The sequence below is a fragment of the Pseudomonas sp. genome, assembly GCF_030684895.1.
GTDB lineage: Bacteria > Pseudomonadota > Gammaproteobacteria > Pseudomonadales > Pseudomonadaceae > Aquipseudomonas.
Genome location: NZ_JAUXXP010000042.1, coordinates 1 through 24,834, shown reverse-complemented (window position 1 = coordinate 24,834; position 24,834 = coordinate 1). Strand labels below are relative to the sequence as shown.

The window sequence follows — 24,834 nt, the reverse complement described above, 5'->3', positions numbered from 1 at the left end:
AGCTATAGGAAGACCGCGTTCGGTCACCTGTTTGACAGCTTCAATTTTGAATTCTTCGGGATAACGCGGGTTGCTCATGGCACCTCCTAATGGGCCGTATTATGAGGCATGGAGGTGTCTACGAAACTAGGGGCGATTCAGGTGTCGGAGAAAGACGGGCAGATCGAGTACCTTCGTGAACAGAACGCGCTGCTGATCCAACGCCTATTCGGCCGCAAGTCCGAGCAGACCACCGATCCCGTCTCACCGCAGCTGGAGTTCTTCAACGAGGCCGAAAGCCTCGCCGAAGCGGTGCCTGAAACTCCGGTCGCTGAGGTTGAGGAAGAAGTCGTCGCGCCGGCCAAACGTCGTGGCAAGCGTAAGCCGCTGCCAGCCGAGCTGCCGCGCGTCGAGGTCATCCATGAACTGCCCGAGCACGAACTGACCTGCGCCTGCGGTTGCCGCAAGCAGGCCATTGGCGAAGAGACCAGCGAGCAGCTGGAAATCATCCCGATGCGGGTTCAGGTGATCCGTCACATCCGCAAGACCTACGCCTGCAAGGGTTGCGAAGCGGCTCCGGTCAGAGCCGACAAGCCGGCGCAACTGATCGAGAAAAGCCCGGCCAGCCCCAGCGTATTGGCGATGCTGCTGACCACCAAGTACGCCGACGGCATCCCGCTTTACCGCTTCGAAAAGATGCTCAGCCGCCACGGAATTGATATCCCTCGGCAAACCCTGGCGCGCTGGGTAATCCAGTCCGGTGCGCACCTGCAACCCTTGCTCAACCTGATGCGTGACAAGCTGCTGGACAGCCGGGTAATCCACTGCGACGAAACCCGTGTGCAGGTGCTCAAGGAGCCGGGGCGCGACCCCAGCAGCCAATCCTGGATGTGGGTGCAAACCGGTGGCCCGCCGGACAAACCGGTGATCCTCTTTGACTACACAACCAGCCGTGCGCAGGGGATCCCTCTGCGCCTGCTTGCCGGCTATCGCGGTTATTTGATGACCGACTACTACGCTGGCTACAACGCCGTGGCCGCACAGGCGGGTGTTGAGCGCTTGGCCTGCTGGGCGCATGCCCGGCGCAAATTCGTCGAAGCGCAGAAGGTGCAGCCCAAGGGCAAAACCGGGCGTGCCGATGTGGCGCTGAACCTGATCAACAAGCTGTACATCATCGAACGTGACCTCAAGGACGCCAGCGTCGAGCAACGTCATCAGGGTCGTCAGCAGCACAGCCAGCCAATCCTGGCCCAACTGCAAAGCTGGCTGGAGAAAACTCAGCCGCAGGTCACTGCACAGAACGCCTTGGGCAAAGCGTTGAGCTACCTGGCCAGCAACTGGAGTCGGCTGGTGCGCTACATCGAAGGCGGACATCTGCCGATCGACAACAACGCCGCCGAGCGCGCCATCCGGCCCTTCGTCATCGGGCGCAAGAACTGGCTGTTCAGCGACACGCCCAAGGGCGCGACCGCCAGTGCGCAAATCTACAGCCTGATCGAAACCGCCAAGGCCAACGGGCAGGAGCCCTACGCCTGGCTGCGCCATGTCCTCGAACGCCTGCCGCTGGTCAACAGCATCGAAGACTACGAAGCGCTGCTGCCATGGAACTGCTCGCCAGCCTTAGCCTCCTGAAAGCAGACCTTGTCCTGGCGGACGTGGTTTATGGAGCGCTTACGTATGAGCGCGCCAGAATACTCAGTTTATTGCGTCGCTCAGTGCTTTTGCCGGCACATATTTAACGACTTTCTTTGCTGCAATCTGCAAAGCCTGACCCGTTTGAGGGTTGCGACCAGTGCGGGCTGGGCGTTCGCTCACTTTGAATTTACCAATCCCCGGTAGCGTTATTTCGTCATTGTTTTCCAGTGCGTCGCTGACGATTTCACTCAACTGTTCGAGTGCGGCGCGTACGGTATTTTTCGGTGTGTCTATGGCTTCTGCAATATCGCTGATCAGTTGGTCTTTGGTCATCGCCATGGTGCTGCTCCTTGGTTTGGATATGGGGGGTGATAGAGGTCGTGCTGCAAGTGTGCCATAAGCCGTTGAAATGAGGCGTCGCAGGGGTGGAGCTTTATATCGCTCTGCCATCGCTGGTCTATGCTGATGCTACTTGGCCATTGTCCTGGAGAGCCAGCATGCTTCGTGCCTTCGCTGATTTAGGGTTTCGTTGGAAAATTGCGCTGCCGATTATGCTGCTGGCGGTTTTATTGGTTTCTATGGGGGTTCTGGGGATGCGAGGCATCACTCAGGTTGCAGACTCAAGTACGAAACTGACAAATCGATTCTTGCCAGGCATTAGTTTGCTACTGAATGCTGATCGTGATCTTTATCAGGCTTTTGTTGCTGAGCGCAGCTTGCTTGATGAGGCGGTAGGTGGGCGTGCCGAGGCGTTGACTGCCACGCATGCAGAAAATCTGCAGCAGGCTTATGACCGCGTCCATAAATTCGCGGATATGCAGCCTGGTAGTGAAGCGATGCAATTGGTCGCGCAGTTCGACGTGGGTTTTGAGCGGTGGAAGGCCACTTCGCAAAAGGTCTTGCAGTTGGCGTCTAGTGATCCGCAAGCAGCCAGTGTGTTGAGCTTTGGCGGCAGTGAAGAGCAGTTTGAGGCGATGCGTACTGCTATCGACAAGCTGGGCGAGATGGATGATTCGGCGGCTAATGCTGAAGGGTTGGCGGCTATTAAGCTGGGTGAAACCTTGAGCTGGCAGCAAGGCGTGATTATTGCCATCGGCTTGGGTGTTTGCCTTGTGCTGGTGGTTGGTTTTCCAATTCTAGTCACTGGGCCTTTGCATAATTTGCTTAATCGTATTGAGCAGATTGCTGATGGTGATGGCGATCTACGGGTTCGTCTGGATGTCCTGTCCAACGATGAGCTGGGAAAGCTCAGTCATGCGTTCAATCGCTTTCTTGATAAATTGCAGCCATTGATCAAGGAGGTCGGGCGGGTTACGGGGGAGGTCGAAAGTTCTGCGCAAAGTCTGGCAGGTATGGCTGCTGCCAATGACCGATTGATTAGTAGTGAGCATGCGGCAGTCGATCAGGTAAGCACTGCTGCAACGGAAATGAGCTCTGCTGTACATGAAGTAGCACGTAATGCGCAAAATGCAGCTGATGCTGCGCGTAGTGCTGAAGCCCAGTCACGAGAGGGCGCACAAGTGGTAGGCGCCACGATCAACTCGATTCGCCAGTTAGCGCAAGAAGTGGAAAGTGCGTCGGCAACCATTCAGACCCTTGAGCAAGAGGCCGCCAACATCGGTGCGGTATTGGCTGTTATCAGGGGTATTGCAGAGCAAACCAACTTGCTGGCACTAAATGCGGCCATTGAGGCTGCCCGTGCCGGAGAGCAAGGGCGCGGCTTTGCGGTTGTGGCTGATGAGGTGCGTGCATTAGCTGCGCGTACGCAGGAGTCGACCAAGGATATTCAGGTGATGATCGAGCGCTTGCAGATCGGTGTGCAGAATGCCGTTAAAGCCACCCATTCGGGGAGCAGCAAGGCAAGGCAAAGTGTCGAGCAGGCGGCGGGAGTGGATCAGGCGCTTACTGATACCAGTGACTCTGTGCAGCGTATCAATGATATGACTGCGCAGATCGCAACAGCATGCGAAGAGCAGAGCAGCGTGACTGAAGAGATTGCACGCAATATCAGCGACATTCGTGATTTGTCCAATGAGGCGGCGCAAACCTCCGAGCAGAGTGCCCAGGCCAGCCAGCGTCTATCTGAGTTGTCGCATGGTTTGAGCAAGCTGGTTGGTCGGTTTCGTGTGTAGTGTGCGTTTTGATAGGCTAAGTGTTTGAAACGGTTGTAACTTCGATTCAAGCCGGTACAATGGCGCGGCTCGCTTCCTGCGAGCTGCGTTATGGTGGCCCTGTCGGTCCCCTCGCAACGATCAGCCGTGAACCCGGTCAGGCCTGGAAGGGAGCAGCCGCAGCGGTGACATTGTGTGCCGAGGTGTGGCTGGCGGGGTTGCCTCCAGTCTTGTATCTGGTTGATTTATAAAGGTTTTTCACTCAAAACCACGCGGTGGTACAAGGAGTGATACAACCGTGTCGACCGTCCCAACCTACCTCCTGTTATCTCGCCACTCGGTCTATTACTTCCGAACTGTGGTGCCTGACGTCATTCGCCCGTTGTTTCATCGCAGGGAGATACGGCGCTCTCTTCAGACCCGCTGCAGACGTGAAGTGTTGGCACTGCTGGAAAATTGACCCACCCTGCCGATTGAAATTTGACCCAGGGCGGATTGCTGATCTCGCTACCAGCAACTGTGGATAAGTCTATCAGCGCAGCTGCTTTTGAACCCCCTCCTTCGATAGCCCAGTTCAGTTTTTGATGACCTGCCACATCCAGTCATGCAGCAGGCCATCCTTTCCCTAAAATCAAAACGGTTCCTCGTCCACCGGCTTCTGATCGTCCTTGCGTTTTCGCTCCCGTGATTTGATCTTTGCCTGAGCCGCCAAGCTGCTGTGTTGCAGGCGGTAGGACTCGTTGCCCGTTTCGACGATGTGGCAGTGGTGCGTAAGCCGATCCAGCAAGGCTGTGGTCATCTTGGCGTCGCCGAACACGCTCGACCATTCTGCGAAGCTCAGGTTGGTCGTGATAACCACGCTGGTGTGCTCGTAAAGCTTGGACAGCAAGTGAAACAGCAGGGCACCGCCGGCCTGACTGAACGGCAGATAGCCCAGCTCATCGAGGATGACCGCGTCCATGCGCAGCAGTGCTTGGGCGATGCGCCCGGCTTTGCCGTCATACTTCTCGCGCTCCAGCAGATTGACCAGGTTAACCGTGGAGTAGAAGCGCACGCGCTTGCCGTGCAGGGTGATGCCGGACACGGCTAGCGCGGTGGCCAGGTGGGTCTTGCCGGTGCCCGGCCCGCCGATAAGTACCACGTTCTGTGCCGTGTCGGTGAAGGCCAGGCTGGCCAGTTCCCTGATCAGCCGTGCGTCGGCGCTGGAGGTGCTGAAGTCGAAACCAGCCAGGTCACGGTGCATGGGCAGCTTGGCCATGTTCATTTGATGGCTCACCGAGCGCATGGCCCGATCCGCATGCTCCTGTTGCAGCAGGTGTTCGAGCAACCATTTCGAGGAGGCTAGGGCCGACTCACCCTGCGCCGTCAAGTCCGCCCAAGCATTGGCCATGCCGTGCAGGCGCAGCTCTTTGAGTTCTGCCATGAGATCACGCATGACGGATCTCCTCGACGCTGCCGCGTAAACGGTCGTAGCGCGCCGTGTTCGCGACAGGCGCTTCCTTGAGCTGCAAGTGAGTCTCGACGGAGGGCGGCGGCTCGGCCGCTGTCAGCCGCGCCACGACATTCAGGATGTGTTCAGCGCTCAGGGTGCCGGCTTCGAGTACCAGTTCAACGGCCACCAACACGGCATCGAGTCCGGCGACGGGAACGGCAGCCAGGACTTGCGCCATGATCCGGTCACCGCCAGCATGCCGTGTCAGACCGTGCTTGAGTTGCCGCAGTGGTGTTGGCAGATCCGCAAAAGGAGCGCCATTGCGCAGTGCGCCCGGCTTGCGCTCGATCAGCGGGATGTAGTGCTGCCAGTCATAGTTGACCTGGTCGCGATCCAGCAAGCGCGCGTGGCTGGCAATCAATACGTCATCAGCTACCACCTCGATCCGCGTCGGATACAGGCGGCAACTGAGCCACTTGCCGGCGTACTCACAGGGTACCGAGTAGCGGTTTCGTCCCATGCTGACCAGGCAGGTGCTGGAAACCCGCGCCGCACGCTCGACGTAACCGTCGAAGGGCGCGGGCATGGGCATCAGTTCGGCGCGCTCCAACTCCAGCACCTCGGCACACTGAGCCCGCTGTATTGCGGGTGCGGCAGCTCGCTCCAGAGCGCGCGGCAGCGCTGCCCGAGCCAGGCATTGAGTTCCTCGAAGGAGTGGAATTGGCGGTCTTGGGCGTCCAGCCAGATACGCCTGCGACTGTCCTGCACGTTCTTTTCGACGATGCCCTTTTCCCAACCTGAGGCGACGTTGCAGAAATCCGGATCGAACAGGTAGTGCGCGCACATCACCGCGAAGCGCGCATTCACCGTGCGGCCTTTGCCCTTGTTGACCTTGTCGACGGCCGTCTTCATGTTGTCGTAAATGCCTCGGCGTGGCACGCCGCCTAAGGCGCTGAACGAGCGCGTATGCGCGTCGAACAGCATCTCGTGACCTTGGCTCGGATAAGCCACCAGCCAGAAGGCACGGCTCGCGCACAGCTTCAGGTGCGACACCTGCATGCGCCGGTAAATGCCGCCGACCAGCAAGCCCTCTTCGCTCCAGTCGAACTGAAACGCCTCACCCAGCGCAAAACTCAGCGGCACAAAGGCCTGCAATGCCTTGCCCTGCCCCCGCGCCACGCACGGAGAAGCGCGGTGAGCTGGCTGTAGCCACCGGCGTAACCCTTGTCTTTGATTTGTGCCAACAGCGCCTTGGCACTGCGCCGCTGTTGCTTGGGACGCAGCGAATCGGCTTTTAGCGCCTGCTCAAGCGTGGCGTGAAAAGGGCTGAGTTTGTTGAAGATCGCGCGGCGCTGGTACACCGGCTGCTTCGCCTCCGGCGCCCTGACCCACTTGCGGATGGTGTTGCGCGCTAACCCGGTACGCTTGGTTATCTCATGCAGCGACAGCTTGTCGCGGAAATACATCCGGCGAATTTTGCCCATCATTTCCATACTGATCACTCTGTGTTCTCCTGCTCAAAAATTGAGCAGAAGCAGTTGAATACCTGGGTCAGTTTTCAGTCGGCAGAACAGCCTCTACTGGGTCAGTTTTCGGTCAGCGGCAACACATGTTAGGCATTCGCGCTTGGTGTGATTGTGGTCCATTGCTTTCGAAACCTGATTGGCTGGACTGCTGATGCCCTGGCTTGCGCGGTTGGCCGAATAAAGCTCGTTTGTTGAATGGTTTTCACGCGTTGATGCAGTTGAGTCGGAATTTCAAAGTAAGCGGCCCTGCTGACGGCCAGGGCGCTGAATGGTCTTAACTTGTGTGGTAGCTAAGCACGCTGTCCTGTTCCTTCAGTGCTTTGCGCATATCCGCTGGAATGCTGCCGGAGCGCATGGCAAGTTCCAGGCGGATGTCTTCCAGGCTTTGGGCGAAGGCTTGCGGGTCGGTGCGCTGGGCTGTGCTGAGTACGCGGCTGTATGCGGTGGAGTCGCTGGCATCCAGCAAAGAGAGAACAACCCCGCCATCGGGGCGGGGTGGGCTGAATGTAGCGCGCAGCGGGGCAAACAGTTGTTCAACGAGTTCGCGGTTAATGTTGTCCATGACCATGCTCCATCCTGAGGGTGATAGCTTCAGACCCCGAAGATGCTCGATGGTTCGCGGACCTCGTTAATCAGGCAGTCAGTGACTGCCGGGCGCGCTCGATGACCTGTTCCAGGTGGGCGCCGCTGTACTGGCCGGGGTACAGGCGCTGGCTGTGCTTGGCGATGCCAGCATCGTTGACGATGGTGAAGCTGAAGCTGCCTTTGCGGGCGGCCAGGATGCGGCAATCAAACGGTGCAAATGCACTAGAGAGGGTGCGAATAGCATCCTGAATTTGGTGTTGAGTATTCATTTTTTTGGTATTTCCTAAAACAGCAGGCGCGTCATTGCGCTAAATAAAGCTCCAGGCTGTCGACTTAAGTGGTCGATTGCATGTGCAGATAGGAGCGGGACTGCGCGCACAAGTTCCCATAGTGGTTACGCTGTGCGGGTCGGTACTTCGGAGGCGGGCTTGAGTCGGCGCTTGCGCGGGACGGCCAGATCAGTCAGCAGGTTGGGATATGGGTTAGAGCTGTGCGGCATTACCCTTGGGTGATGCGCTCTTACCTGGAAACCATCGAGGGGGCCAAAAGGCCTGATTGACTTACAGCGTGGTACGAACAGGGCGGATGATACCTGCCTGGTTAATTTTTCGCCAGTTTATTTGTAGGCAATGCTGCAGGCTGGCCATTAGTGGGCTGCGCATCGGATGCAATTTGCCCCATGCTCCGTTAGGATTAGCCCCACTTTTGCTTTCCTCTCGTGACGGGTTTCGATGAGTTATCAGGTTCTTGCACGCAAGTGGCGTCCGCGCTCGTTCAACGAAATGGTTGGCCAGACGCATGTGCTCAAGGCGCTGATCAATGCGCTCGATAGCCAGCGTCTGCACCATGCCTATTTGTTCACGGGCACCCGTGGTGTAGGCAAGACCACGATTGCGCGGATTATTGCCAAGTGCCTGAATTGCGAAACTGGCATCAGCTCGACCCCTTGCGGTGTTTGCTCGATTTGCAAAGAGATTGATGAGGGGCGTTTTATCGATCTGATCGAAGTCGATGCTGCCAGCCGCACCAAGGTTGAAGACACCCGCGAGCTGCTCGACAACGTGCAGTACTCGCCGAGCCGTGGACGCTTCAAGGTCTACCTGATCGACGAAGTACACATGCTTTCCACCAGTTCCTTCAACGCGCTGTTGAAGACCCTGGAAGAGCCGCCGCCCCACGTCAAATTCCTCCTGGCGACCACTGACCCGCAGAAGCTGCCGGTCACCGTGTTGTCGCGCTGCTTGCAGTTCTCACTGAAGAATATGCCGCCGGAGCGGGTGGTTGATCACCTCACCCATGTTCTGGCAGCGGAAAACATTCCGTTTGAAAATGACGCGCTTTGGTTGCTCGGGCGCGCGGCCGATGGCTCGATGCGCGACGCGATGAGTTTGACCGATCAGGCAATTGCTTTTGGTGAGGGTAAGGTGCTGGCCGCCGATGTGCGCGCCATGCTCGGTACGCTCGACCATGGCCAGGTCTATGGAGTGTTGCATGCCCTGCTGGAGGGTGATACGCGCGCTTTGATTGAGGCTGTACGGCATCTGGCTGAGCAGGGGCCGGACTGGAATGGCGTATTGTCCGAGATGCTCAATGTGCTGCACCGGGTGGCCATTGCCCAGGCGCTGCCCGAAGTGGTGGATAACGGCCAGGGTGATCGTGAGCGGGTGCTTGAGTTGGCTCGGGTTCTGCCCAGCGAGGACGTGCAGTTCTATTATCAGATGGGCTTGATAGGGCGCCGCGATCTGCCGTTGTCGCCTGACCCGCGCAGCGGCTTCGAGATGGTGCTGTTGCGTATGTTGGCCTTCCGCCCGGCGGATACCCACGATGCGCCGAGGGTGGCGCTAAAGCCGCTGGGGATTAGTCAGGCCACTGCTGATCCTTCGACCAACCCAGTGGCCGGTGCGGCTATAGCGGCACCGGTCAGCGCGCCTGTTGCGGCTTCTCCTGCGCCACAGCCGGCTTCTGTTATAGAAGCTGCCGCTGCCGCGCCTGAGATGCCGGCTGCCGTTATGTCGCACGTGCAAGTAGAGCCGGAGGTGGTCGAAGTAGTTGCGGGGCAGCCTTCGCCGGTCGAAATTGCACCTGCACCTGCACCTGCACCTGCACCTGCACCTGCACCTGCACCTGCCGCCGCTGTTGTTGATTTGCCCTGGGAAGAGCAGGTTCAGGCGCCGGTTGCTGAGGTGGCTGAGCCTGTCGCGACTATTGCTCCAGAAGTTATTCCTGATGCGGTGCCGCCCGCAGTGCTTGAATCGCAGCCGGCCGAGCCTGTGCCGCTGGCTGATGCGGATGACGATGAGCCGCCGTTGGGCGACTACGACTATGTTGAGATGGACGCCGAATCGTTTGATTATGATTTTGATGCAGTCGAGCGTGCGGCATCCAGCGAGCCTGAAGTCTTGCCGGCCGCGCAGCCGGCAACCGGGCTGGCGGCTGACTGGCTGGAGTTGTTCCCGAAGCTCGGTTTGTCCGGGATGACCGGCAGCATCGGCGCCAACTGCACATTGATCAGCGTTGAGGGCGATAACTGGTTGCTGCACCTGGACCCTGCGCATTCGGCGCTGTTCAACCCAACCCAGCAGCGGCGCCTGAATGATGCGCTCAATCAGTTTCACGGGCGTGAGCTCAAGGTATTGATCGAACTGTGCAAACCTGAGCAGGAGACGCCGGCGCAGGCGGCGGCGAGTAAGCGCGCCAATCGCCAGCGCGAGGCCGAGGCCTCGATCCATCAGGACCCGGTTATTCAACAAATGATTCAACAGTTTGCCGCGGTTATCCGCGCAGACAGCATTGAACCCCTGGATACTCCCGTTAACCCCTAATTACGAGGACTTACACCATGATGAAAGGTGGCATGGCCGGCCTGATGAAGCAGGCTCAGCAAATGCAGGAAAAAATGCAGAAGATGCAGGAAGAGCTGGCAAACGCCGAAGTAACCGGTCAATCCGGTGCTGGGCTGGTCAGCGTGGTCATGACTGGCCGTCACGACGTCAAGCGTGTCAGCCTGGATGACAGTCTGATGCAGGAAGACAAGGAAATCCTTGAAGACCTGATCGCAGCAGCGGTCAACGATGCCGTGCGCAAGGTCGAGCAGAACAGCCAGGACAAGATGTCCGGTATGACTGCCGGCATGCAGTTGCCACCAGGCTTCAAAATGCCGTTCTAAAAAGCATCGGGTCGGCGCACATGGCTGCGCTGCAAGCAGGTGTGGGTATCCTCAGCCCGCGCCTGCCTGAGCTTTGATCTGTCAGGGCCCAATAGCCCTGTCGGGTTTTGTTGGTAAGCGTTACTAGTCATCGAGTATTTCCCATGAGCTTCAGTCCGCTGATCCGCCACCTGATCGATTCCCTGCGCATTCTTCCCGGCGTTGGGCAAAAGACTGCTCAGCGTATGGCCTTGCAGATGCTTGAGCGGGATCGCTCCGGTGCCTTGCGCCTGGCTCAGGCGCTGACGCAGGCGATGGAAGGGGTCGGCCACTGCAAGCAGTGCCGCAGCCTGAGCGAGGACGAGGTGTGCCAGTTGTGTCTGGATCCGCGGCGCGACGACAGCCTGCTGTGTGTGGTTGAGGGGCCGATGGATGTGTATGCGGTCGAGCACACCGGGTTTCGCGGGCGCTACTTTGTGCTCAAGGGGCATTTGTCGCCGCTCGACGGTCTCGGCCCAGAAGCGATTGGTATTCCCGAGCTATTGGCGCGGATTGCTGTCGGCAGTTTCACCGAGGTGATTCTGGCCACCAACCCGACTGTCGAAGGCGAGGCCACCGCCCATTACATCGCTCAGCTGCTGGCGGGCAAAGGCCTGATTGCCTCGCGCATTGCCCACGGCATGCCGCTGGGGGGCGAGCTGGAGTTGGTTGATGGGGGCACCCTGGCGCATTCGATTGCCGGGCGCCGGCCCATCCAGCTCTAGACTCGCGAGTTGTCGGCGGCTTGATCGCCCTGATGCATGGCGTAATCCTCTTCTTGTAAGCCAAGCAAGCGCTTGGTAATTTCCCTGAAACCTCAGTGGAAATACCTCATGTCTGCCTTTCAGGAATATTTCGACGAATCCCATCAGTTGGTGCGTGATTCGGTCAGGCGCTTTGTCGAGCGCGAAATTCTGCCGCATATCAATGATTGGGAAGAGGCCGAGGAGTTTCCTCGTGAGCTCTATCTCAAGGCCGGTGCTGCGGGGATTCTCGGGATTGGCTACCCGGAGGCTTTTGGTGGCAGTCATGCAGGCGATGTTTTTGCCAAGGTCGCGGCCAGCGAGGAGTTGATGCGCTCAGGTTCTGGCGGTCTAGTAGCAGGCCTCGGCTCGCTGGATATCGGTTTGCCGCCGGTGGTGAAGTGGGCCAAACCGGAGCTGCGCGAGCGCATCGTGCCGCAAGTGCTGGCCGGTGAAAAAATCATGGCGTTGGCAGTGACCGAGCCGTCCGGTGGCTCGGATGTGGCCAATCTGAAAACCCGCGCGGTGCGCGATGGCGACTTCTACCGCGTCAGCGGCAGCAAAACCTTTATCACCAGTGGCGTGCGCGCGGATTACTACACCGTTGCCGTGCGTACCGGCGGCGATGGCTATGGCGGCGTCAGCCTGCTGCTGGTAGAGAAGGGTACGCCTGGTTTTACCGTGGGGCGCAAGCTGAAGAAAATGGGCTGGTGGGCATCGGATACGGCGGAGTTGTTCTTTGACGACTGCAGGGTGCCGGTAGGCAACTTGATCGGTGCAGAGAACATGGGCTTCGCCTGCATCATGGCCAACTTTCAGAGCGAGCGGTTATCGCTGGCGATCATGGCCAATATGACGGCGCAGTTGGCGCTTGAAGAAGCATTGAAATGGGCCAAAGAGCGCGAAGCGTTCGGCAAGCCTATTGGCAAGTTCCAGGTGCTTAAGCATCGTCTGGCGGAAATGGCGACCCAGCTTGAAGTGTCGCGCGACTTTACCTATCGGCAAGCGGCGAAGATGGCGGCGGGTAAAAGCGTGATCAAGGAAATATCCATGGCCAAGAACTTTGCCACTGATATTGCCGATCGACTGACCTACGATGCGGTGCAGATCATGGGGGGCATGGGTTATATGCGCGAAAGCCTGGTGGAGCGGCTATACCGCGATAACCGAATTTTGTCGATTGGTGGTGGCTCGCGTGAAATTATGAACGAGATCATCAGCAAGCAGATGGGCTTATAGAACAGCCAAGTTTATAAACGACAGACAAAACAAACCCCGCGAGCGCGGGGTTTGTTTTAAAGCAGGACAGGGGCTTAAGCCACCTGTACCTCTTCAGCTTGCATACCTTTCTGACCGCGAGCGGCCACGTAGGTAACAGTCTGGCCTTCTTTCAGGCTTTTGAAACCGTCGCTTTGGATGGCTTTAAAGTGAACGAAGAGATCATCGCCGCCGTTAGTCGGGGTAATGAAGCCGAAGCCTTTCTCATCGTTGAACCATTTGACGGTGCCAGTTTCGCGATTTGCCATGGTGTGTCTCTTAAATCGATACGAAGTGCGGTGCCAGAGTGCTCATAGCACCTATGCGGTTTTGCTGATAACTACAAGTCAGCTCAGCCATAATAGGCCGTTTTTACGGGAAGTGTTGGGTTTAACGTTAATTATTCATATTTTTCTCTGCTCAGAACCCGGCAAGGCCCTATTTACCTGGACTGCAGGGCGGTTAAACATCTGAAAAATGCTGTTGCTGCTAGTGGATTTTGGTTGGTTTTACCTGAAAAGCTTGTAATCAGACCCATGGAAAACGCCCCGGCGCTCTAGAAAAGCGGCGGGGCGTTTGTCTTTCAATCTGCTTTTCGCCGTGCTATGCCGAGCTGCGTAAGCGTGCCAGATCGCGCAGCGGTGGCGCGCCGAACAGGCGGCTGTATTCGCGGCTGAACTGTGACGGGCTTTCGTAGCCGACGCGGTAACTGGCTGAAGCCGCTTCCAGCCCTTCGCAGAGCATCAGGCGCCGCGCTTCCTGCAGACGTAGCTGCTTCTGGTACTGCAGTGGACTGAGAGCGGTGACGGCCTTGAAGCGGTGGTGCAGGGTTGAGGTGCTGAGGTTGACCTCGCGGGCCAAGTCCTCGATGCGCAGGGGTTGATCGAAATGCAGATTCAACCATTCGATGGCGCGGTTGATGCGCTGGCCCTGGCTGTCAGCGATGGCGATTTCGTGCAGCCGGTGGCCCTGCGGACTGTGCAGTAGCCGGTAGAAAATCTCGCGCAGGGCCAACGGCGCAAGCATGGCGATATCGCGTGGGGTTTCCAGCAGACGCAGCAGGCGCAACACTGCGTCGAGCAATTGAGTATCCAGGCGATCCAGATACAGCGCACGACGTGGTCCGGGGTTGGGCACGCCAATTGGGCCGATGTCGGCGATCAGGCTGGTGATCAGCGCCGGATCAATCTCCAGGCGCAGGCTCAGGTAGGGTTGCTCGGGGGTTGCGCCAATTACCTGGCCGGTTACCGGCAGGGTGACGGAGGCCACCAGGTAGTTCAGTGGGTCATAGGTGTATTGCTCATCGCTAAGGCGCACATCCTTGCGGCCCTGGGCAATGATGCACAGGCAGGGTCGGTACAGCGTCGGCACGGGCAGGCTGGGCTGGGTCGCACAGGCTAGATCAAGGCCGGCAATTGCGCTGCCATGCAGACCATCCCCAGGGCATTGGCGCTGAATCAGGGCGGCCAGTTCGGCCTGGCGCGATGCTAGGTTGTCGTCGAGGGCTAACGGACTGATAGGTGATGTCATGGGCGTGGCTCCTGCTGCTGGTTGCAGACTATCCCGGTTTTTCAGGCAAGTCTGCGCTGAAGATAAGGTGCTGCAGGATCAGGCAATAATTCGCCAACATTAGGCAAGCGGCCAGGCTTTATGGGTTGTCAGTGTAATATTGAGCTATTCATGGACTGCGCTCGGTAAGTTTTACCAAATTAACGGGTTGCAGCTTTAGGCAATAATTCGCCAGAAATCGTCTAACCCTGAATGCGCCATCTCATTGAATCTGTTGTTGTCGCGGCAGCCCCTGCCGCTTACCAGCAGAGGATTCGGCCATGTTGAATATCCAAGACAAAGTCATTCTGATCACCGGCGCCAGCAGCGGTATCGGCGAGGCCTGCGCACGATTGCTGGCCGAGAAGGGCGCGCGGCTGTTGCTCGGCGCGCGGCGTACCGAGCGCCTGGAGCAGTTGGTCGGCGAGATCCGTGAGGCAGGCGGTAACGCGAATTATCGTCGCCTGGACGTGACCAGCCAGGCCGACACTCAGGCGTTTGTCGACGCCGCCCTGGCGCAGCACGGCCGCATTGATGTGCTGATCAACAACGCCGGGGTCATGCCGCTGTCTCGCTTGGATGTGCTCAAGGTAGATGAGTGGAACCGCATGATCGACGTGAACATCCGTGGCGTGCTGCATGGCATCGCCGCCGCGTTACCGGTGATGCAGCGTCAGCGCAGCGGTCAGTTCGTCAATATCGCTTCCATTGGCGCCTACAGCGTGGTGCCGACCGGTGCGGTGTACTGCGCGACCAAATATGCGGTGCGCGCCATCTCCGAAGGCTTGCGCCAGGAAGTGGGCGGCGATATTCGCGTGACCCTGGTATCGCCGGGCGTGGTCGAGTCGGAGCTGGCCGAGAGCATTTCCGATGAGTCGAGCCGTGAAGCGATGAAGGCCTTTCGCAAGGTTGCCATCACCCCGGATGCGATTGCCCGTGCCATCGCCTATGCAGTTGAGCAGCCTGCGGATGTCGACGTCAGCGAGCTGATCGTGCGGCCGACTGCCAGCCTTTATTGAGTCTGCATGTCTGGAGAGCAAGTCGATGCTAAGTCATAGCGCAGTGCTGCATGCCAGGGCAGGACGCGCCGAGCAGTTGGGGGGGTGTCTGCATGGTTTGGCTGAGTCCATGCAAATCATTCCCGGTTGCTTGGGGGTTGAGCTGCAGCAGCTGCCGGATGATGCGGCGCAGTGGCTGCTGCAGAGCCGCTGGCAATCGACGGCGGCGTTGCAGGCATTCTTCGCTGCGCCGCTGTTGCAGCAGACACTCGATCAGGTTTTGCAGCAAGGCCTACTGCGTAGCCTGCAATGCCAAGCCGCTTGAACAACAGAACGCCCCGGCACGCTAAGCGTGTCGAGGCGGTTTGTTGTAACGCGGGTTACTTGAGGTTGGCTTTCAGTGCGGCGGCGGCTTGCTGCATGGCGCTTTGCGTGCCAGGGATCTGACTGATCACGTTGAGCAGGCCGAAGTCATGGATCATGCCGTTGTAGCGCACGGAGGTGACGTTGACCCCAGCCGTATCCAGCTTGCGTGCGTAGGCTTCGCCTTCATCACGCAGCACGTCGAACTCGGCGGTTTGCACCAGGGCCGACGGCAGACCTTGCAATTGTTCAACCGATGCCTGCAGCGGCGAGGCGTAGATCTCGGCGCGCTGTTTCGGGTCGGTGGTGTAGTTATCCCAGAACCACTGCATCAGGCTCTTGCTGAGGAAGTGACCGTCGGCGAACTGGTTATAGGAGGCGTTGTTGAAGTTGGCGTCTGTGACCGGCCACAGCAGCAGCTGGAACTTGATCGCCGGGGTGCCTTTGTCCTTGGCCATCAGGCTGACCACAGCGGCCATATTGCCGCCCACACTGTTGCCGGCCACTGCCAGGCGTTTGCCGTCGACACCAATCTGCGCGCCGTTCTGCGCCACCCACTGGGTTGCGGCGTAAGCCTGGTTGATCGCGGTCGGGTACTTGGCTTCGGGTGACGGGGTGTAATCGACATACACCGCCGCCGCACCGGAGCCCACCACCAGGTCACGGATCAGGCGTTCGTGGGTCGGGTAATCGCCCAGCACCCAGCCGCCACCGTGGAAGAACATAAAGACCGGCAGCGTGCCCTGGGCATCGACCGGGCGCACGACTTTGAGCTGGATCGACTGGCCATCGACCTCGATGCTCTTGTCGACCACCTTAATGCCCGATACATCGACCTTGACCCCAGCCTGCGCGCCGACCAATACGGCGCGGGCGTCTTTGGGCGTCATCTGTTCCAGCGGTGTGCCACCGCCAGCGGCGAGGGCATTGAGGAAGCCTTGGGTATTGTGCTCCACCCCAGGGCTGCCAGCGGCAAACGCGCTGTTGACGGCAAGGGCGAGTACGGCGATCGACAAACGGTGTTTGATGTTCATGTGCGGCCTCCTGGGGCGGGCCGCTGACTGGCAGCGGCCGGATGTGTGGTGGGTTAGTCGAGCAGCGTCAGGGTGACGTCGATATTGCCGCGGGTAGCATTGGAGTAAGGGCAGACGATGTGCGCACGCTCGATCAGGGTCTGCGCTTGCTCACGGTCCATGCCCGGCAGGCTGATGCGCAGTTCGACTTCGATGCCGAAACCGTTGGGGATCGCGCCGATGCCCACTACACCTTCAATCGAGGCGTCTGCCGGCATTGCCAGCTTGTCGCGGCCAGCGACGAACTTCATCGCGCCAATAAAGCAGGCCGAGTAGCCGGCAGCGAACAGCTGCTCGGGGTTAGTGCCCGCACCGCCTGCACCGCCAAGTTCTTTCGGGGTGGTCAGGGCGACGTCGAGTACGCCGTCGGAGGAGATGGCACGGCCGTCACGGCCGCCGGTGGCTTCTGCGTAGGCACGGTAAGCAATGGTTTGAATCGACATGGTGGTAATCCTCTGGAGCTGTTTAGGTTGGTTGGTTTAAAGCGTTGCGGTGTCAGGTGGCGATCAACCTTCGTGGCTGATCAGCCAGTTTGGGTAAAGGCCTTTGCCGTCTGCCTGGCTGTCGTCAGCCAGAACTGGGGCGGAAAGAGCGAGCAGGGCGGTGAAAGCGATCAGGGTGTTCATAACGGTTCTCCACGACAGTCAGGTTGTTGGGTTGGGTGAAGACAACTGCAGGTTTTGGTGGACTTTTCACGCTTCACGCTAATGTTTTGCGCGCTAATCAGTTCCATGGTGCGAACTCTAGTGCTCATTAATTTAGTGCGCAAGATATATTTTTGATCATTTAGCGATAAGCGCTGCTTTATTCGGGCATAAGCGAGGATTGGCGGGCGATTGCGCGATTTTTTGAGCGTGGCGGCAGGGCGAAATTATTGTACGGAGCGGGGAAATGACGGGTGATACGTGACGCGATCTGTTTAACCAGACCGCTGGGGCGGGCGACAGGTCTGTCGCCCAGGAGCTTACACGGCTTGCTGCAGGCTGCTGCGCAGGGCGACCAGCTCAGCTTTCAGGGCGCCGAGCTCCGCAGCGGATTGCTGGGTGGCGGTAAGGATGCAGCTGGGAATGCGCTTGGCCTGTTCGCGCAGGTCACGGCCTTTGTCGGTGAGGAACAGTTCAACCACGCGTTCGTCGACACTGCTACGGGTGCGCTTGAGCAAGCCTTCGGCTTCCAGGCGTTTGAGCAGCGGAGTAACGGAGCCAGGGTCGGTCAGCAGACGGCTGCTGATGTCGCCCACGGTGATGCCGTCGCCTTCCCAGAGCACCATCATCGCCAGGTACTGCGGGTAGGTCAGGCCGAGCTCCTGCAGCAGCGGCTTGTAGACCTTGGTCAACAGCAGCGAGGTCGAATACAGGGCAAAGCACAGCTGGTTATCGAGCAGCAGTTCGGCGCAAGGGTCTTGCGTGTTCATAGCGTTCTCCAGCGGTCCAAGACAGATGGCGATAATTTATCGCGCTAACTACTGTTATGCCAATTGAATGCTCGCGTTGTTCATCCTACGCAGGCAAACGCCAGGCTTAAAAAATGGCCGGGAGCCATTTATGGCGCTTACTTAGCGCGGGAGGGGGCTTTCGCCGCGACGCAACAGTGCAGTCATCACTTATGCACGGCTTTTGCGCCGATCCAGCAGCTCGGTTGCTCGTGCACGCAGTTGTCCGCAGCCGCCATCAATGTCCTGACCCGCCGAGTTGCGCACCTTGGTCAGGACGCCACGGCTGTGCAGGTAACGCACGATCTGCACGATGCGGTCGCCATCAGGGCGCTGGAACTCATCGGCTTCCAGGCTGTTGTAGGGGATCAGATTCATGATCGCGTACTTGCCCTTGAGCAAGCGCAGGATGCCGTCCATTTCTTCCTGGCTGTCGTTGATGCCCTTGAGCAGCGTCCACTGGTACTGGATTGGATAATCGATCTGCCGCGCGTAGGTTTCGCCCAGCTCGACCAGCTCTTCAGGATCGATACACGGCGCGCGCGGCAGCAGCGTCTGGCGCAGTTCGGCATCGGTTGTGTGCAGCGACAGCGCCAGGGCCGGCTTGACCTGCTGCTGCGGCAACCGCTCGAACACCCGTGGATCGCCGACGGTGGAGAACACCAAGTTGCGCTGGCCGATACCGCCCTCGATGCCGAGGAGGTTGATCGCTTCGAGCACGTTATCGAGGTTATGCGCCGGCTCGCCCATGCCCATAAACACCACTTTCTTCACCGCGCGAAAGCGCCGTGCCAAGGCCACCTGAGCGACGATCTCGGCGGTGCTCAGCTGACGCAGCAGGCCGCTCTTGCCGGTCATGCAGAACACGCAGCCCACCGCACAACCGACCTGGCTGGACACGCACAGACCATCGCGCGGCAGCAGCACGCTTTCTACCATCTGCTTGTCGGCCAGCTCCACCAGCAAACGCGCCGAGCCATCGCTGGCCGGGTGCTCGGAACTCAGGCGGGCTAGCCCATCGAGTTCGAGGCTTATTTCCGGCAGGGCATTACGCACCGCCAGCGGCAGAAAGTTCTCGGTCTTCTGATTACGCGTACCGGTATCCAGCGGCATGCCGCGCAGCCAGGCACGGGTAATCCGCCCGATGTGCATGGGCTTGGCACCGAGATCTGTGAGGCGTTGCTGAAAGTCGTGAATATGCATGGGGCGCGCATGCTACCACCGGCCAGGTTGCGGTGGTATGTGCGGCGGCGGGCAAGCGTCGGATGCGCAGGCAAAACTGCTTAGCCTTTGCTCAAGCCGCGCCAGGCACTCATACTAGCAACCTGATTGGCCTGACCCAGCTGTGCGGAGCGGTAGATGAAATTTATACACCAGCGCGAACACCTCAACGAAGACGACGTCGTCGTGATCGAGTGCTCGCAGACCTGCAACATTCGCCTGATGAGCGATGCCAACTTCCGCAGCTTCAAGAATGGCGGCCGGCACACCTACCACGGTGGCGCGTTCGACGCCTTCCCGGCCAAAATCACCGTGCCCAGCAGCGGTTTCTGGAATATCACCATCGACACGGTCTCGCGCAAAGCTATCAGCGTCACGCGCAAACCGACGCTCAAACATTCGATCAAGATCGTGCGCAAGTCGACCTCGCGGCTGAGCTGATCCCGAGTTTGAACCGGAGTCGCAAAAGCAAAAGCCCGCTGAAAGAGCGGGCTTTTTTGTGTCAGGGGGAATCAGGTAGGTTTGACCGTTGCGCTAGGTCGCACCACCAGCCATAGCGCGATGGCAATCAGCACGCCGCCATACAGGTAGGCCCAGGACAGTGGCTCATCCAGCAGCAATGCGCCCCAGAGCACGCCGAATGGCGGGATGAGGAAGGTGGTGGTGCTGGCCTTGATCGGGCCGATGTCGCTGAGCAGGCGGAAGTACAGCACGTAGGCGAATGCGGTGCAGATAAAGCCCAACCCGGCCAGAGACAGCCAGACGTCGAGTCCGCCCCAGCTAGCAGGTGGCTGTATCAGCAGGGAGCCGCCGAAGAAAGGCAAAAGGAACAGGCTGGCGCCACACAGACTGGCGAAAGCGGTCAGGCGGTTATCCAGTCCGCCTTGTTGGCCGATCCAGCGCCGCGTGAGAAAGCCGGCAAAACCGTAGCAGGCGGTGGCCACCAGGCAGGCGCCAGCGCCCCAGAGCAGCGGCAGATCAAACTCCACCGGGCCGGTACGAGTCAGTACGGCCACGCCAAACAGGCCGATGGCCACACCAGCCGCTTTGCTCCAGGTCATGGCTTCGGCAAAGAACAGCATGCCGATCAGCACGCCCATCATTGGCGTGGTGGCGTTGAGAATCGCCGAATAGCCCGCGGGCAGTACCAGCGCGGCCATGCAATACATGGCCGAGGGCAGGCCGGCGTTGATCACTCCGAGAATCAGGCAGTGTTTGAGCTTGCCGCGAAAATCCCAGCGCACGCGCATCAGCAGCAGAATCACCAGCAGGCCGAGCATGCCCAGGCTGGCGCGGAAAAACGCCGTCGGCATGCTGCCCAGTACCGGCGCGACGATGCGCATAAACAGAAAGCTTGCGCCCCAGATGGCAGCAAGTAACAGCAGACGGATCAGGTCGGCAGGGCGCACAACGGACTCCACAGCAGTAAGAAAGGCCGAGCAGTGTTGCCGGGCGCGTACGCCAAGGCAATTCGAAATGCACTTCAAAACCGCTGATTGGCAATATTTCGTGGTAGATAAACGCGTATCCAGGACTTGCCGGCTTTTACTTGGCGCGGGCACTGGATAAGCTCGGCGGATTGTCCGCATTCATCCGCAGGGGTTTGTTTATGCCACAGCAATGGCCGGCCAGCGCGATTGCCGCGCTTATACTCGAAGGCTTCGACGATTACCGCGAGCAGTTCCGACAGATCACCAATGGCGCGCGGGTGCGTTTCGAGCAGGCGCAGTGGCAGGAAATCCAACAGGCATCAGCGGCGCGTATCGCCCTCTATGAAGAGTGCGTCAGCGCGGTCAGCGCAAGCCTGGGCCAGGCTTACAGCGCAGAAGTGCTGTTGGATGTGGCGCAGTGGCCGCTGGTCAAGTCGGCTTATATTGCCCTGATCGACCTGCGTTACGACGATGAATTGGCGGAAACCTGGTTCAACTCGATCTTTTGTGGGCTGTTCAGCCACGACCAGATCAATGATGGCTGCATGTTTATTCACACCACGCGCCCGGCGCTGCGGGTCAATGAACGTGCGCCGCAAACCCGCCTGTACGAGCCCAAAGGCAATGTCGAACAGGCGCTGCGCCAGGTTTTCGAGGATTTCAGCTTCGAAGTTGGCTATGAAAACCTCGAGCGTGATCTGTCGCGCCTGCTTAAACAGTTACACGCCAACCTGCCGGATTGGGTGTGCAAGGACCCTGACCTGCGTATCGAGCTGTTCGCCTCGCGCCTGTACCGCAACAAAGGCGCCTACTTGGTGGGACGCATCTACACCCGCGATGAGCAATGGCCGCTGGTGATTCCGCTGCTGCACCGCGAAGGCCAGGGTATCCAGATCGATGCGTTGATCACTGATGAAGCGGAAGTGTCGATCATCTTCTCCTTTACCCGTTCCTATTTCATGGTGCGGGTCGGCTACCCGGCGGAGTTTGTCGGCTTTCTCAAGCGCATCCTGCCGGGCAAGCATATTGCCGAGCTGTACACCTCGATCGGTTTCTACAAGCACGGCAAATCGGAGTTCTACCGTTCGCTGATCAACCACCTGGCGACCACCGATGACAAGTTTGTCATGGCCCCCGGCGTGCGCGGCATGGTCATGAGCGTGTTTACCCTGCCGGGCTTTAACACGGTGTTCAAGATCATCAAGGATCGCTTTTCGCCGTCGAAGAACGTCGACCGCAATACGGTGATCGAAAAGTACCGCCTGGTGAAAACTGTCGACCGGGTAGGGCGCATGGCCGATACCCAGGAGTTTGCCGATTTCCGTTTCCCATTAAGCAAGTTCGATCCCGAGTGCTTGGCTGAACTGTTGGACGTGGCGCCGTCTACCGTCGAGGTCAATGGCGACACCGTGCTGGTGCGCCACTGCTGGACCGAACGACGCATGACCCCGCTCAACCTGTATGTCGAAAGCGCCAGCGCAGCCCAAGTGCGTGAAGCGTTGGATGACTACGGCTTGGCGATCAAACAACTGGCGGCGGCGAATATCTTCCCTGGCGATATGCTGCTGAAAAACTTCGGCGTGACCCGTCACGGTCGTGTGGTGTTCTACGACTACGACGAGATCTGCTTTCTGACCGAGGCGAATTTCCGCCGTATTCCTCAGGCGCGCTATCCAGAAGATGAAATGTCTTCCGAGCCCTGGTACTCGGTAGCGCCGCTGGATGTGTTCCCCGAAGAGTTTCCGCCGTTTCTGTTTGCCGATATGCAGCAGCGCAAGCTGTTCAACGAGCTGCATGGCGAGCTGTATGACGCCGATTACTGGAAAAGCCTGCAGCAGGCGATTCGCGCCGGCAAGGTCATCGATGTCTTTCCCTATCGGCGCAAGGACCAGGCCGACAAGGAGTATTGAACGTAGTGCGCCTGTCGTTCTGCGCTATTGCCGCCGCTATCGGGCTATTGGCGGACAGCGCCGCTGTTGCGGCTGCCGAATCTGCTGATACTGCCGTCGAACTGGCGCCGTTGCTGATCACCTCGCCGCGCAGCACCACGCGCTGGTTAAGTATCCCGGCTGCAGTGACGGTGATTGATACCGCTGCTGCGCCTGGTGATCAGAACCTGGCGCTGGATACTTTGCTGGCCCGCGTGCCCGGCGTGTTCAGCCTCAACCGCTACAACCTGGCTCAGGGCCTGCGCCCAGCAATTCGTGGCTTTGGCGCGCGTGGTAATTTCGGTGTGCGCGGTATTCGCGTGCTGGTCGACGGTGTGCCCTTGACCATGCCCGATGGCCAGACCGAACTCGACGGCCTCGACCTCGGCTTGGTCGAGCGCATGGAAGTGCTGCGTGGCCCGGCTTCGGTGCTGTACGGCAATGCCGCGGGTGGTGTGCTGGCCATCGAAACCCGCGAACCGCCGGCCATCCCGTCAATGCAATTGGATCTGAGCGCAGCAGGCCTGGGTTATCAGCGTGTGCGCGGCGATATTGGCGGCAGCGACGGTAACCTGGGCGGTTTGCTGGCATTTAATAGCACCGTTCTCGACGGCTATCGCCAGCACAGCCGGGCGCAGACCAACAGCCTTACCGGCAAGCTGCGCTGGTATGCGCCGACGGGGCGTTTACGCCTGAACTTCAATGCCATCGACAACCGCGCCGAAGATCCAGGTGGTCTGACCGCAGCCGAAGTCAAGGCGGATCGCCGGCAGGCTGTACCGAACAACTTGCGTTTCGATGCCGATGAATATATTCGTCAGCAGCGTCTGGGCCTGGTCTGGGATGGCTACGCGGCGGGTGCCGATGAGTACCAGCTGCGCAGTTACCTGGGGCACCGCGAATTTGGTAATCGATTGGGGTTCCCCACCAGTGGGCAGACGACATTCGAGCGTTACTTCAGCGGGGTTGGCGGGCAGTACAGCCATCACCGCGAGCTAATCGGTCTACCCCATAGGATTACCACAGGTTTCGACCTTGAAGCGCAGCGTGATGATCGTCGGCGTTATGACAACCTGCTCGGCGAACGTGGGCAGTCACGTCAGCAGCAGGATGAATCGGCGCTGAGCCAGGGGCTGTTTATCGAAGATCAGATCGACCTGAACGAACAGTGGCAAGCCACGTTTGGGCTGCGTTATGACCAGGTGCGGCTGGCGGTGGATGATTGTTATCTGGTAGATAACCGCGATGATTCAGGCTCGCGCAGCCTGGAAGATTGGAACTACAGCGCCGGCCTGAGTTATCGCGTTACCCCGCAGCAATCGCTGTATGCGCGGCTGGCCAGCTCCTTTGAAACACCCACCATCAGCGAGCTAGGCAACCCACAAGGCGGTGGCTTCAACAGCGCCTTGCAGCCGGCTCGGGCGTTCAGCCGCGAGCTGGGTATCAAAGGCGAATGGCCTGCGCTGCGTTATGGTTTGTCGCTTTACCGAATTGAGCTGGAGGATGAGCTGGTGGGCTTCAGTCTGCCAACCCAGCCTGGCCGTAATTTCTATCGCAATGCCGGGCAGTCGCGCCGCGATGGCCTGGAACTGAGCCTGGACTGGCAGCTTGCCGATGCCTGGCGTTGGTCTGCGGCCTATGCCTACAACCGCTACCGTTTTGAGGATTATCAAACCACGGCGGGCGACTTTTCCGGCAAACGCATCCCCGGTATTCCACGGCAAACCTTGTTTAGCGAACTGGCTTATGAACATCAAGGCGCTTATGTGCGCCTTGGGGTTACGGCTCAGGCGCGGGTGTATGCCAACGATGCCAATAGCCAGTTTGCACCCGGTAATGCCGTGTTCAATCTGCGCCTCGGCAAGCGTTTTCAGCTGGGCGAGCAAAGCCTGGAACCCTACTTGGGCGTCGATAACCTGCTGGGGCGTGAGTATTTTGACAACCTGCGCATTAACGACGGCAACGCTCGCTACTTCGAGCCGGGGCCGGGACGCACTCTGTATGCCGGCTTGCGTATGCTGTTTTAGCGTGTTGCGACGAAGAGGGCAGCAGGTTCAAGCAGCCTGAACTAGGCTGAAATAAGGTGTCCAATCACCTATTCGATGTCCTTGGTTGGAGGCTACTTTATGAGTGCCAAGTTGCAGAATGCCTTGCTTGATCTGTTGGTTGCCCTTGGTTTGTGTGAGCGGCCAAAGCTGCAGCCCATTCCCGTGCGCAGCAATGCGCCTGATTCCAAGTCAGTTCCCCCTTGAATCGCCCCGGCTTTTGTGGAGGCCGTTTCGTTTAAGTCAGGCCGCCATGGCCTGACCTGTTTGTTGCTGGTGGAAGTTTGCCTCAGCCTCCGCAGGCGGGATATAGCCGATTGAACTCAGCAACCGTTGGTGGTTGT

General features: G+C 59.0%; 24 protein-coding genes, 1 other RNA gene and 2 pseudogenes. 15 read left to right on the top strand and 12 right to left on the bottom strand.

The genetic code is table 11. The features are described from left to right. Positions 1-135 precede the first annotated feature (135 nt). A complete protein-coding gene (locus Q8M42_RS08575; RefSeq protein ID WP_370692695.1) occupies positions 136-1,611 on the top strand; it encodes an IS66 family transposase in 1,476 nt (491 codons plus the stop codon). Positions 1,612-1,674: 63 nt separating this feature from the next. On the opposite strand, the gene Q8M42_RS08570 is transcribed toward Q8M42_RS08575, so the two are convergent. Further along, positions 1,675-1,953: an HU family DNA-binding protein gene (locus tag Q8M42_RS08570; protein ID WP_275962727.1), complete on the bottom strand. Its 279-nt coding sequence runs from the start codon at positions 1,951-1,953 to the stop codon at positions 1,675-1,677. Between the two features lie 158 nt (positions 1,954-2,111). On the opposite strand from Q8M42_RS08570, the pseudogene Q8M42_RS20965 reads away from it, so the two are divergent. The 4 genes and pseudogenes from Q8M42_RS20965 to Q8M42_RS20955 form a co-directional block, all read left to right on the top strand. Next, positions 2,112-2,888, top strand: a pseudogene (locus tag Q8M42_RS20965) (MCP four helix bundle domain-containing protein); the annotation flags it as partial. Positions 2,889-2,966: 78 nt separating this feature from the next. Beyond that, on the top strand, positions 2,967-3,746 hold the full coding sequence (locus Q8M42_RS20960; RefSeq protein WP_370692694.1) for a methyl-accepting chemotaxis protein: 780 nt from the start codon (positions 2,967-2,969) through the stop codon (positions 3,744-3,746). Between the two features lie 100 nt (positions 3,747-3,846). Then, an RNA gene (gene ffs / locus Q8M42_RS08560) (signal recognition particle sRNA small type) lies at positions 3,847-3,943 on the top strand. 80 nt (positions 3,944-4,023) lie between these two features. Beyond that, positions 4,024-4,185, top strand: a complete 162-nt coding sequence (locus Q8M42_RS20955; RefSeq protein ID WP_370692693.1) for a DUF6538 domain-containing protein — start codon at positions 4,024-4,026, stop codon at positions 4,183-4,185. A 171-nt stretch (positions 4,186-4,356) separates the two neighbouring features. Here Q8M42_RS20955 and istB read toward each other — a convergent pair whose 3' ends face one another. From istB to Q8M42_RS08540, 4 genes and pseudogenes are all read right to left on the bottom strand, one after another. Further along, entirely contained in the window at positions 4,357-5,160 is an 804-nt protein-coding gene (istB, locus tag Q8M42_RS08555) for an IS21-like element helper ATPase IstB (RefSeq protein ID WP_304865085.1), read from the bottom strand. Next, positions 5,153-6,650 (bottom strand): annotated as a pseudogene (gene istA, locus Q8M42_RS08550) (IS21 family transposase). Before istA ends, istB begins: the two are co-directional and overlap by 8 nt. Before the next feature lie 307 nt (positions 6,651-6,957). Then, positions 6,958-7,245, bottom strand: coding sequence for a DUF3509 domain-containing protein (locus tag Q8M42_RS08545; protein ID WP_304865083.1), 288 nt, complete (start codon positions 7,243-7,245; stop codon positions 6,958-6,960). A gap of 70 nt (positions 7,246-7,315) precedes the next feature. After that, the gene (locus tag Q8M42_RS08540) at positions 7,316-7,537 is read right to left on the bottom strand and encodes a hypothetical protein (RefSeq protein WP_090256116.1); all 222 of its coding nucleotides are present in this window, start codon (positions 7,535-7,537) and stop codon (positions 7,316-7,318) included. A gap of 462 nt (positions 7,538-7,999) precedes the next feature. On the opposite strand from Q8M42_RS08540, the gene dnaX reads away from it, so the two are divergent. The 4 genes from dnaX (at position 8,000) to Q8M42_RS08520 (ending at position 12,434) form a co-directional block, all read left to right on the top strand. Beyond that, positions 8,000-10,090 carry a DNA polymerase III subunit gamma/tau gene (gene dnaX / locus Q8M42_RS08535; RefSeq protein ID WP_304865080.1) on the top strand — a complete coding sequence of 697 codons (2,091 nt, stop codon included), beginning with the start codon at positions 8,000-8,002 and terminating at the stop codon, positions 10,088-10,090. Between the two features lie 17 nt (positions 10,091-10,107). Then, entirely contained in the window at positions 10,108-10,434 is a 327-nt protein-coding gene (locus Q8M42_RS08530) for a YbaB/EbfC family nucleoid-associated protein (protein WP_090385942.1), read from the top strand. Positions 10,435-10,577: 143 nt separating this feature from the next. Then, a complete protein-coding gene (gene recR / locus Q8M42_RS08525) occupies positions 10,578-11,177 on the top strand; it encodes a recombination mediator RecR (protein WP_304865078.1) in 600 nt (199 codons plus the stop codon). Between the two features lie 108 nt (positions 11,178-11,285). Continuing rightward, entirely contained in the window at positions 11,286-12,434 is a 1,149-nt protein-coding gene (locus Q8M42_RS08520) for an acyl-CoA dehydrogenase family protein (protein WP_304865076.1), read from the top strand. 74 nt (positions 12,435-12,508) lie between these two features. On the opposite strand, the gene Q8M42_RS08515 is transcribed toward Q8M42_RS08520, so the two are convergent. Both Q8M42_RS08515 and Q8M42_RS08510 read right to left on the bottom strand, forming a co-directional pair. Then, on the bottom strand, positions 12,509-12,721 hold the full coding sequence (locus tag Q8M42_RS08515) for a cold-shock protein (protein WP_069516724.1): 213 nt from the start codon (positions 12,719-12,721) through the stop codon (positions 12,509-12,511). Between the two features lie 334 nt (positions 12,722-13,055). Then, on the bottom strand, positions 13,056-13,982 hold the full coding sequence (locus Q8M42_RS08510; protein ID WP_304865071.1) for an AraC family transcriptional regulator: 927 nt from the start codon (positions 13,980-13,982) through the stop codon (positions 13,056-13,058). A 299-nt stretch (positions 13,983-14,281) separates the two neighbouring features. Here Q8M42_RS08510 and Q8M42_RS08505 point away from each other — a divergent pair, with 299 nt between their 5' ends. Together Q8M42_RS08505 and Q8M42_RS08500 are read left to right on the top strand one after the other, a co-directional pair. Next, positions 14,282-15,019, top strand: coding sequence for an SDR family oxidoreductase (locus tag Q8M42_RS08505; RefSeq protein WP_304865069.1), 738 nt, complete (start codon positions 14,282-14,284; stop codon positions 15,017-15,019). A gap of 25 nt (positions 15,020-15,044) precedes the next feature. After that, positions 15,045-15,323: a putative quinol monooxygenase gene (locus Q8M42_RS08500; protein ID WP_304865067.1), complete on the top strand. Its 279-nt coding sequence runs from the start codon at positions 15,045-15,047 to the stop codon at positions 15,321-15,323. Between the two features lie 55 nt (positions 15,324-15,378). Here the strand turns inward: Q8M42_RS08500 and Q8M42_RS08495 are convergent, their stop codons facing one another. The 4 genes from Q8M42_RS08495 to Q8M42_RS08480 form a co-directional block, all read right to left on the bottom strand. Next, positions 15,379-16,395 (bottom strand): alpha/beta hydrolase, encoded by a 1,017-nt coding sequence (locus Q8M42_RS08495; protein WP_304865065.1) that lies wholly within the window; start codon positions 16,393-16,395, stop codon positions 15,379-15,381. A gap of 53 nt (positions 16,396-16,448) precedes the next feature. Beyond that, on the bottom strand, positions 16,449-16,877 hold the full coding sequence (locus Q8M42_RS08490) for an organic hydroperoxide resistance protein (RefSeq protein ID WP_090256124.1): 429 nt from the start codon (positions 16,875-16,877) through the stop codon (positions 16,449-16,451). 521 nt (positions 16,878-17,398) lie between these two features. Beyond that, positions 17,399-17,848, bottom strand: coding sequence for a MarR family winged helix-turn-helix transcriptional regulator (locus Q8M42_RS08485; protein ID WP_304865061.1), 450 nt, complete (start codon positions 17,846-17,848; stop codon positions 17,399-17,401). A gap of 189 nt (positions 17,849-18,037) precedes the next feature. Continuing rightward, positions 18,038-19,069: an RNA methyltransferase gene (locus Q8M42_RS08480; protein WP_304865059.1), complete on the bottom strand. Its 1,032-nt coding sequence runs from the start codon at positions 19,067-19,069 to the stop codon at positions 18,038-18,040. A 156-nt stretch (positions 19,070-19,225) separates the two neighbouring features. Here Q8M42_RS08480 and Q8M42_RS08475 point away from each other — a divergent pair, with 156 nt between their 5' ends. Next, positions 19,226-19,528 carry a DUF1883 domain-containing protein gene (locus Q8M42_RS08475; protein ID WP_304865057.1) on the top strand — a complete coding sequence of 101 codons (303 nt, stop codon included), beginning with the start codon at positions 19,226-19,228 and terminating at the stop codon, positions 19,526-19,528. A 71-nt stretch (positions 19,529-19,599) separates the two neighbouring features. On the opposite strand, the gene Q8M42_RS08470 is transcribed toward Q8M42_RS08475, so the two are convergent. Then, positions 19,600-20,496 (bottom strand): DMT family transporter, encoded by an 897-nt coding sequence (locus tag Q8M42_RS08470; RefSeq protein ID WP_304865055.1) that lies wholly within the window; start codon positions 20,494-20,496, stop codon positions 19,600-19,602. A gap of 200 nt (positions 20,497-20,696) precedes the next feature. Here Q8M42_RS08470 and aceK point away from each other — a divergent pair, with 200 nt between their 5' ends. The 3 genes from aceK (at position 20,697) to Q8M42_RS08455 (ending at position 24,697) form a co-directional block, all read left to right on the top strand. Beyond that, complete coding sequence (aceK, locus tag Q8M42_RS08465) at positions 20,697-22,427, top strand: bifunctional isocitrate dehydrogenase kinase/phosphatase (protein WP_304865053.1); 1,731 nt, start codon at positions 20,697-20,699, stop codon at positions 22,425-22,427. Positions 22,428-22,432: 5 nt separating this feature from the next. Beyond that, complete coding sequence (locus Q8M42_RS08460; protein ID WP_304865051.1) at positions 22,433-24,472, top strand: TonB-dependent receptor; 2,040 nt, start codon at positions 22,433-22,435, stop codon at positions 24,470-24,472. A gap of 99 nt (positions 24,473-24,571) precedes the next feature. Then, a complete protein-coding gene (locus Q8M42_RS08455; protein WP_304865049.1) occupies positions 24,572-24,697 on the top strand; it encodes a PA1414 family protein in 126 nt (41 codons plus the stop codon). Positions 24,698-24,834 lie beyond the last annotated feature (137 nt).

Excerpts from the sequence above, each read along its gene's own strand:
- Q8M42_RS08570 (WP_275962727.1), bottom strand. The coding sequence starts at position 1,953 with ATGGCGATGACCAAAGACCAACTGATCAGCGATATTGCAGAAGCCATA.
- Q8M42_RS20960 (WP_370692694.1), top strand. The coding sequence starts at position 2,967 with ATGGCTGCTGCCAATGACCGATTGATTAGTAGTGAGCATGCGGCAGTC.
- istB (WP_304865085.1), bottom strand. The coding sequence starts at position 5,160 with ATGCGTGATCTCATGGCAGAACTCAAAGAGCTGCGCCTGCACGGCATG.
- Q8M42_RS08545 (WP_304865083.1), bottom strand. The coding sequence starts at position 7,245 with ATGGACAACATTAACCGCGAACTCGTTGAACAACTGTTTGCCCCGCTG.
- Q8M42_RS08540 (WP_090256116.1), bottom strand. The coding sequence starts at position 7,537 with ATGAATACTCAACACCAAATTCAGGATGCTATTCGCACCCTCTCTAGT.
- dnaX (WP_304865080.1), top strand. The coding sequence starts at position 8,000 with ATGAGTTATCAGGTTCTTGCACGCAAGTGGCGTCCGCGCTCGTTCAAC.
- Q8M42_RS08530 (WP_090385942.1), top strand. The coding sequence starts at position 10,108 with ATGATGAAAGGTGGCATGGCCGGCCTGATGAAGCAGGCTCAGCAAATG.
- recR (WP_304865078.1), top strand. The coding sequence starts at position 10,578 with ATGAGCTTCAGTCCGCTGATCCGCCACCTGATCGATTCCCTGCGCATT.
- Q8M42_RS08520 (WP_304865076.1), top strand. The coding sequence starts at position 11,286 with ATGTCTGCCTTTCAGGAATATTTCGACGAATCCCATCAGTTGGTGCGT.
- Q8M42_RS08515 (WP_069516724.1), bottom strand. The coding sequence starts at position 12,721 with ATGGCAAATCGCGAAACTGGCACCGTCAAATGGTTCAACGATGAGAAA.
- Q8M42_RS08510 (WP_304865071.1), bottom strand. The coding sequence starts at position 13,982 with ATGACATCACCTATCAGTCCGTTAGCCCTCGACGACAACCTAGCATCG.
- Q8M42_RS08505 (WP_304865069.1), top strand. The coding sequence starts at position 14,282 with ATGTTGAATATCCAAGACAAAGTCATTCTGATCACCGGCGCCAGCAGC.
- Q8M42_RS08500 (WP_304865067.1), top strand. The coding sequence starts at position 15,045 with ATGCTAAGTCATAGCGCAGTGCTGCATGCCAGGGCAGGACGCGCCGAG.
- Q8M42_RS08495 (WP_304865065.1), bottom strand. The coding sequence starts at position 16,395 with ATGAACATCAAACACCGTTTGTCGATCGCCGTACTCGCCCTTGCCGTC.
- Q8M42_RS08490 (WP_090256124.1), bottom strand. The coding sequence starts at position 16,877 with ATGTCGATTCAAACCATTGCTTACCGTGCCTACGCAGAAGCCACCGGC.
- Q8M42_RS08485 (WP_304865061.1), bottom strand. The coding sequence starts at position 17,848 with ATGAACACGCAAGACCCTTGCGCCGAACTGCTGCTCGATAACCAGCTG.
- Q8M42_RS08480 (WP_304865059.1), bottom strand. The coding sequence starts at position 19,069 with ATGCATATTCACGACTTTCAGCAACGCCTCACAGATCTCGGTGCCAAG.
- Q8M42_RS08475 (WP_304865057.1), top strand. The coding sequence starts at position 19,226 with ATGAAATTTATACACCAGCGCGAACACCTCAACGAAGACGACGTCGTC.
- aceK (WP_304865053.1), top strand. The coding sequence starts at position 20,697 with ATGCCACAGCAATGGCCGGCCAGCGCGATTGCCGCGCTTATACTCGAA.
- Q8M42_RS08455 (WP_304865049.1), top strand. The coding sequence starts at position 24,572 with ATGAGTGCCAAGTTGCAGAATGCCTTGCTTGATCTGTTGGTTGCCCTT.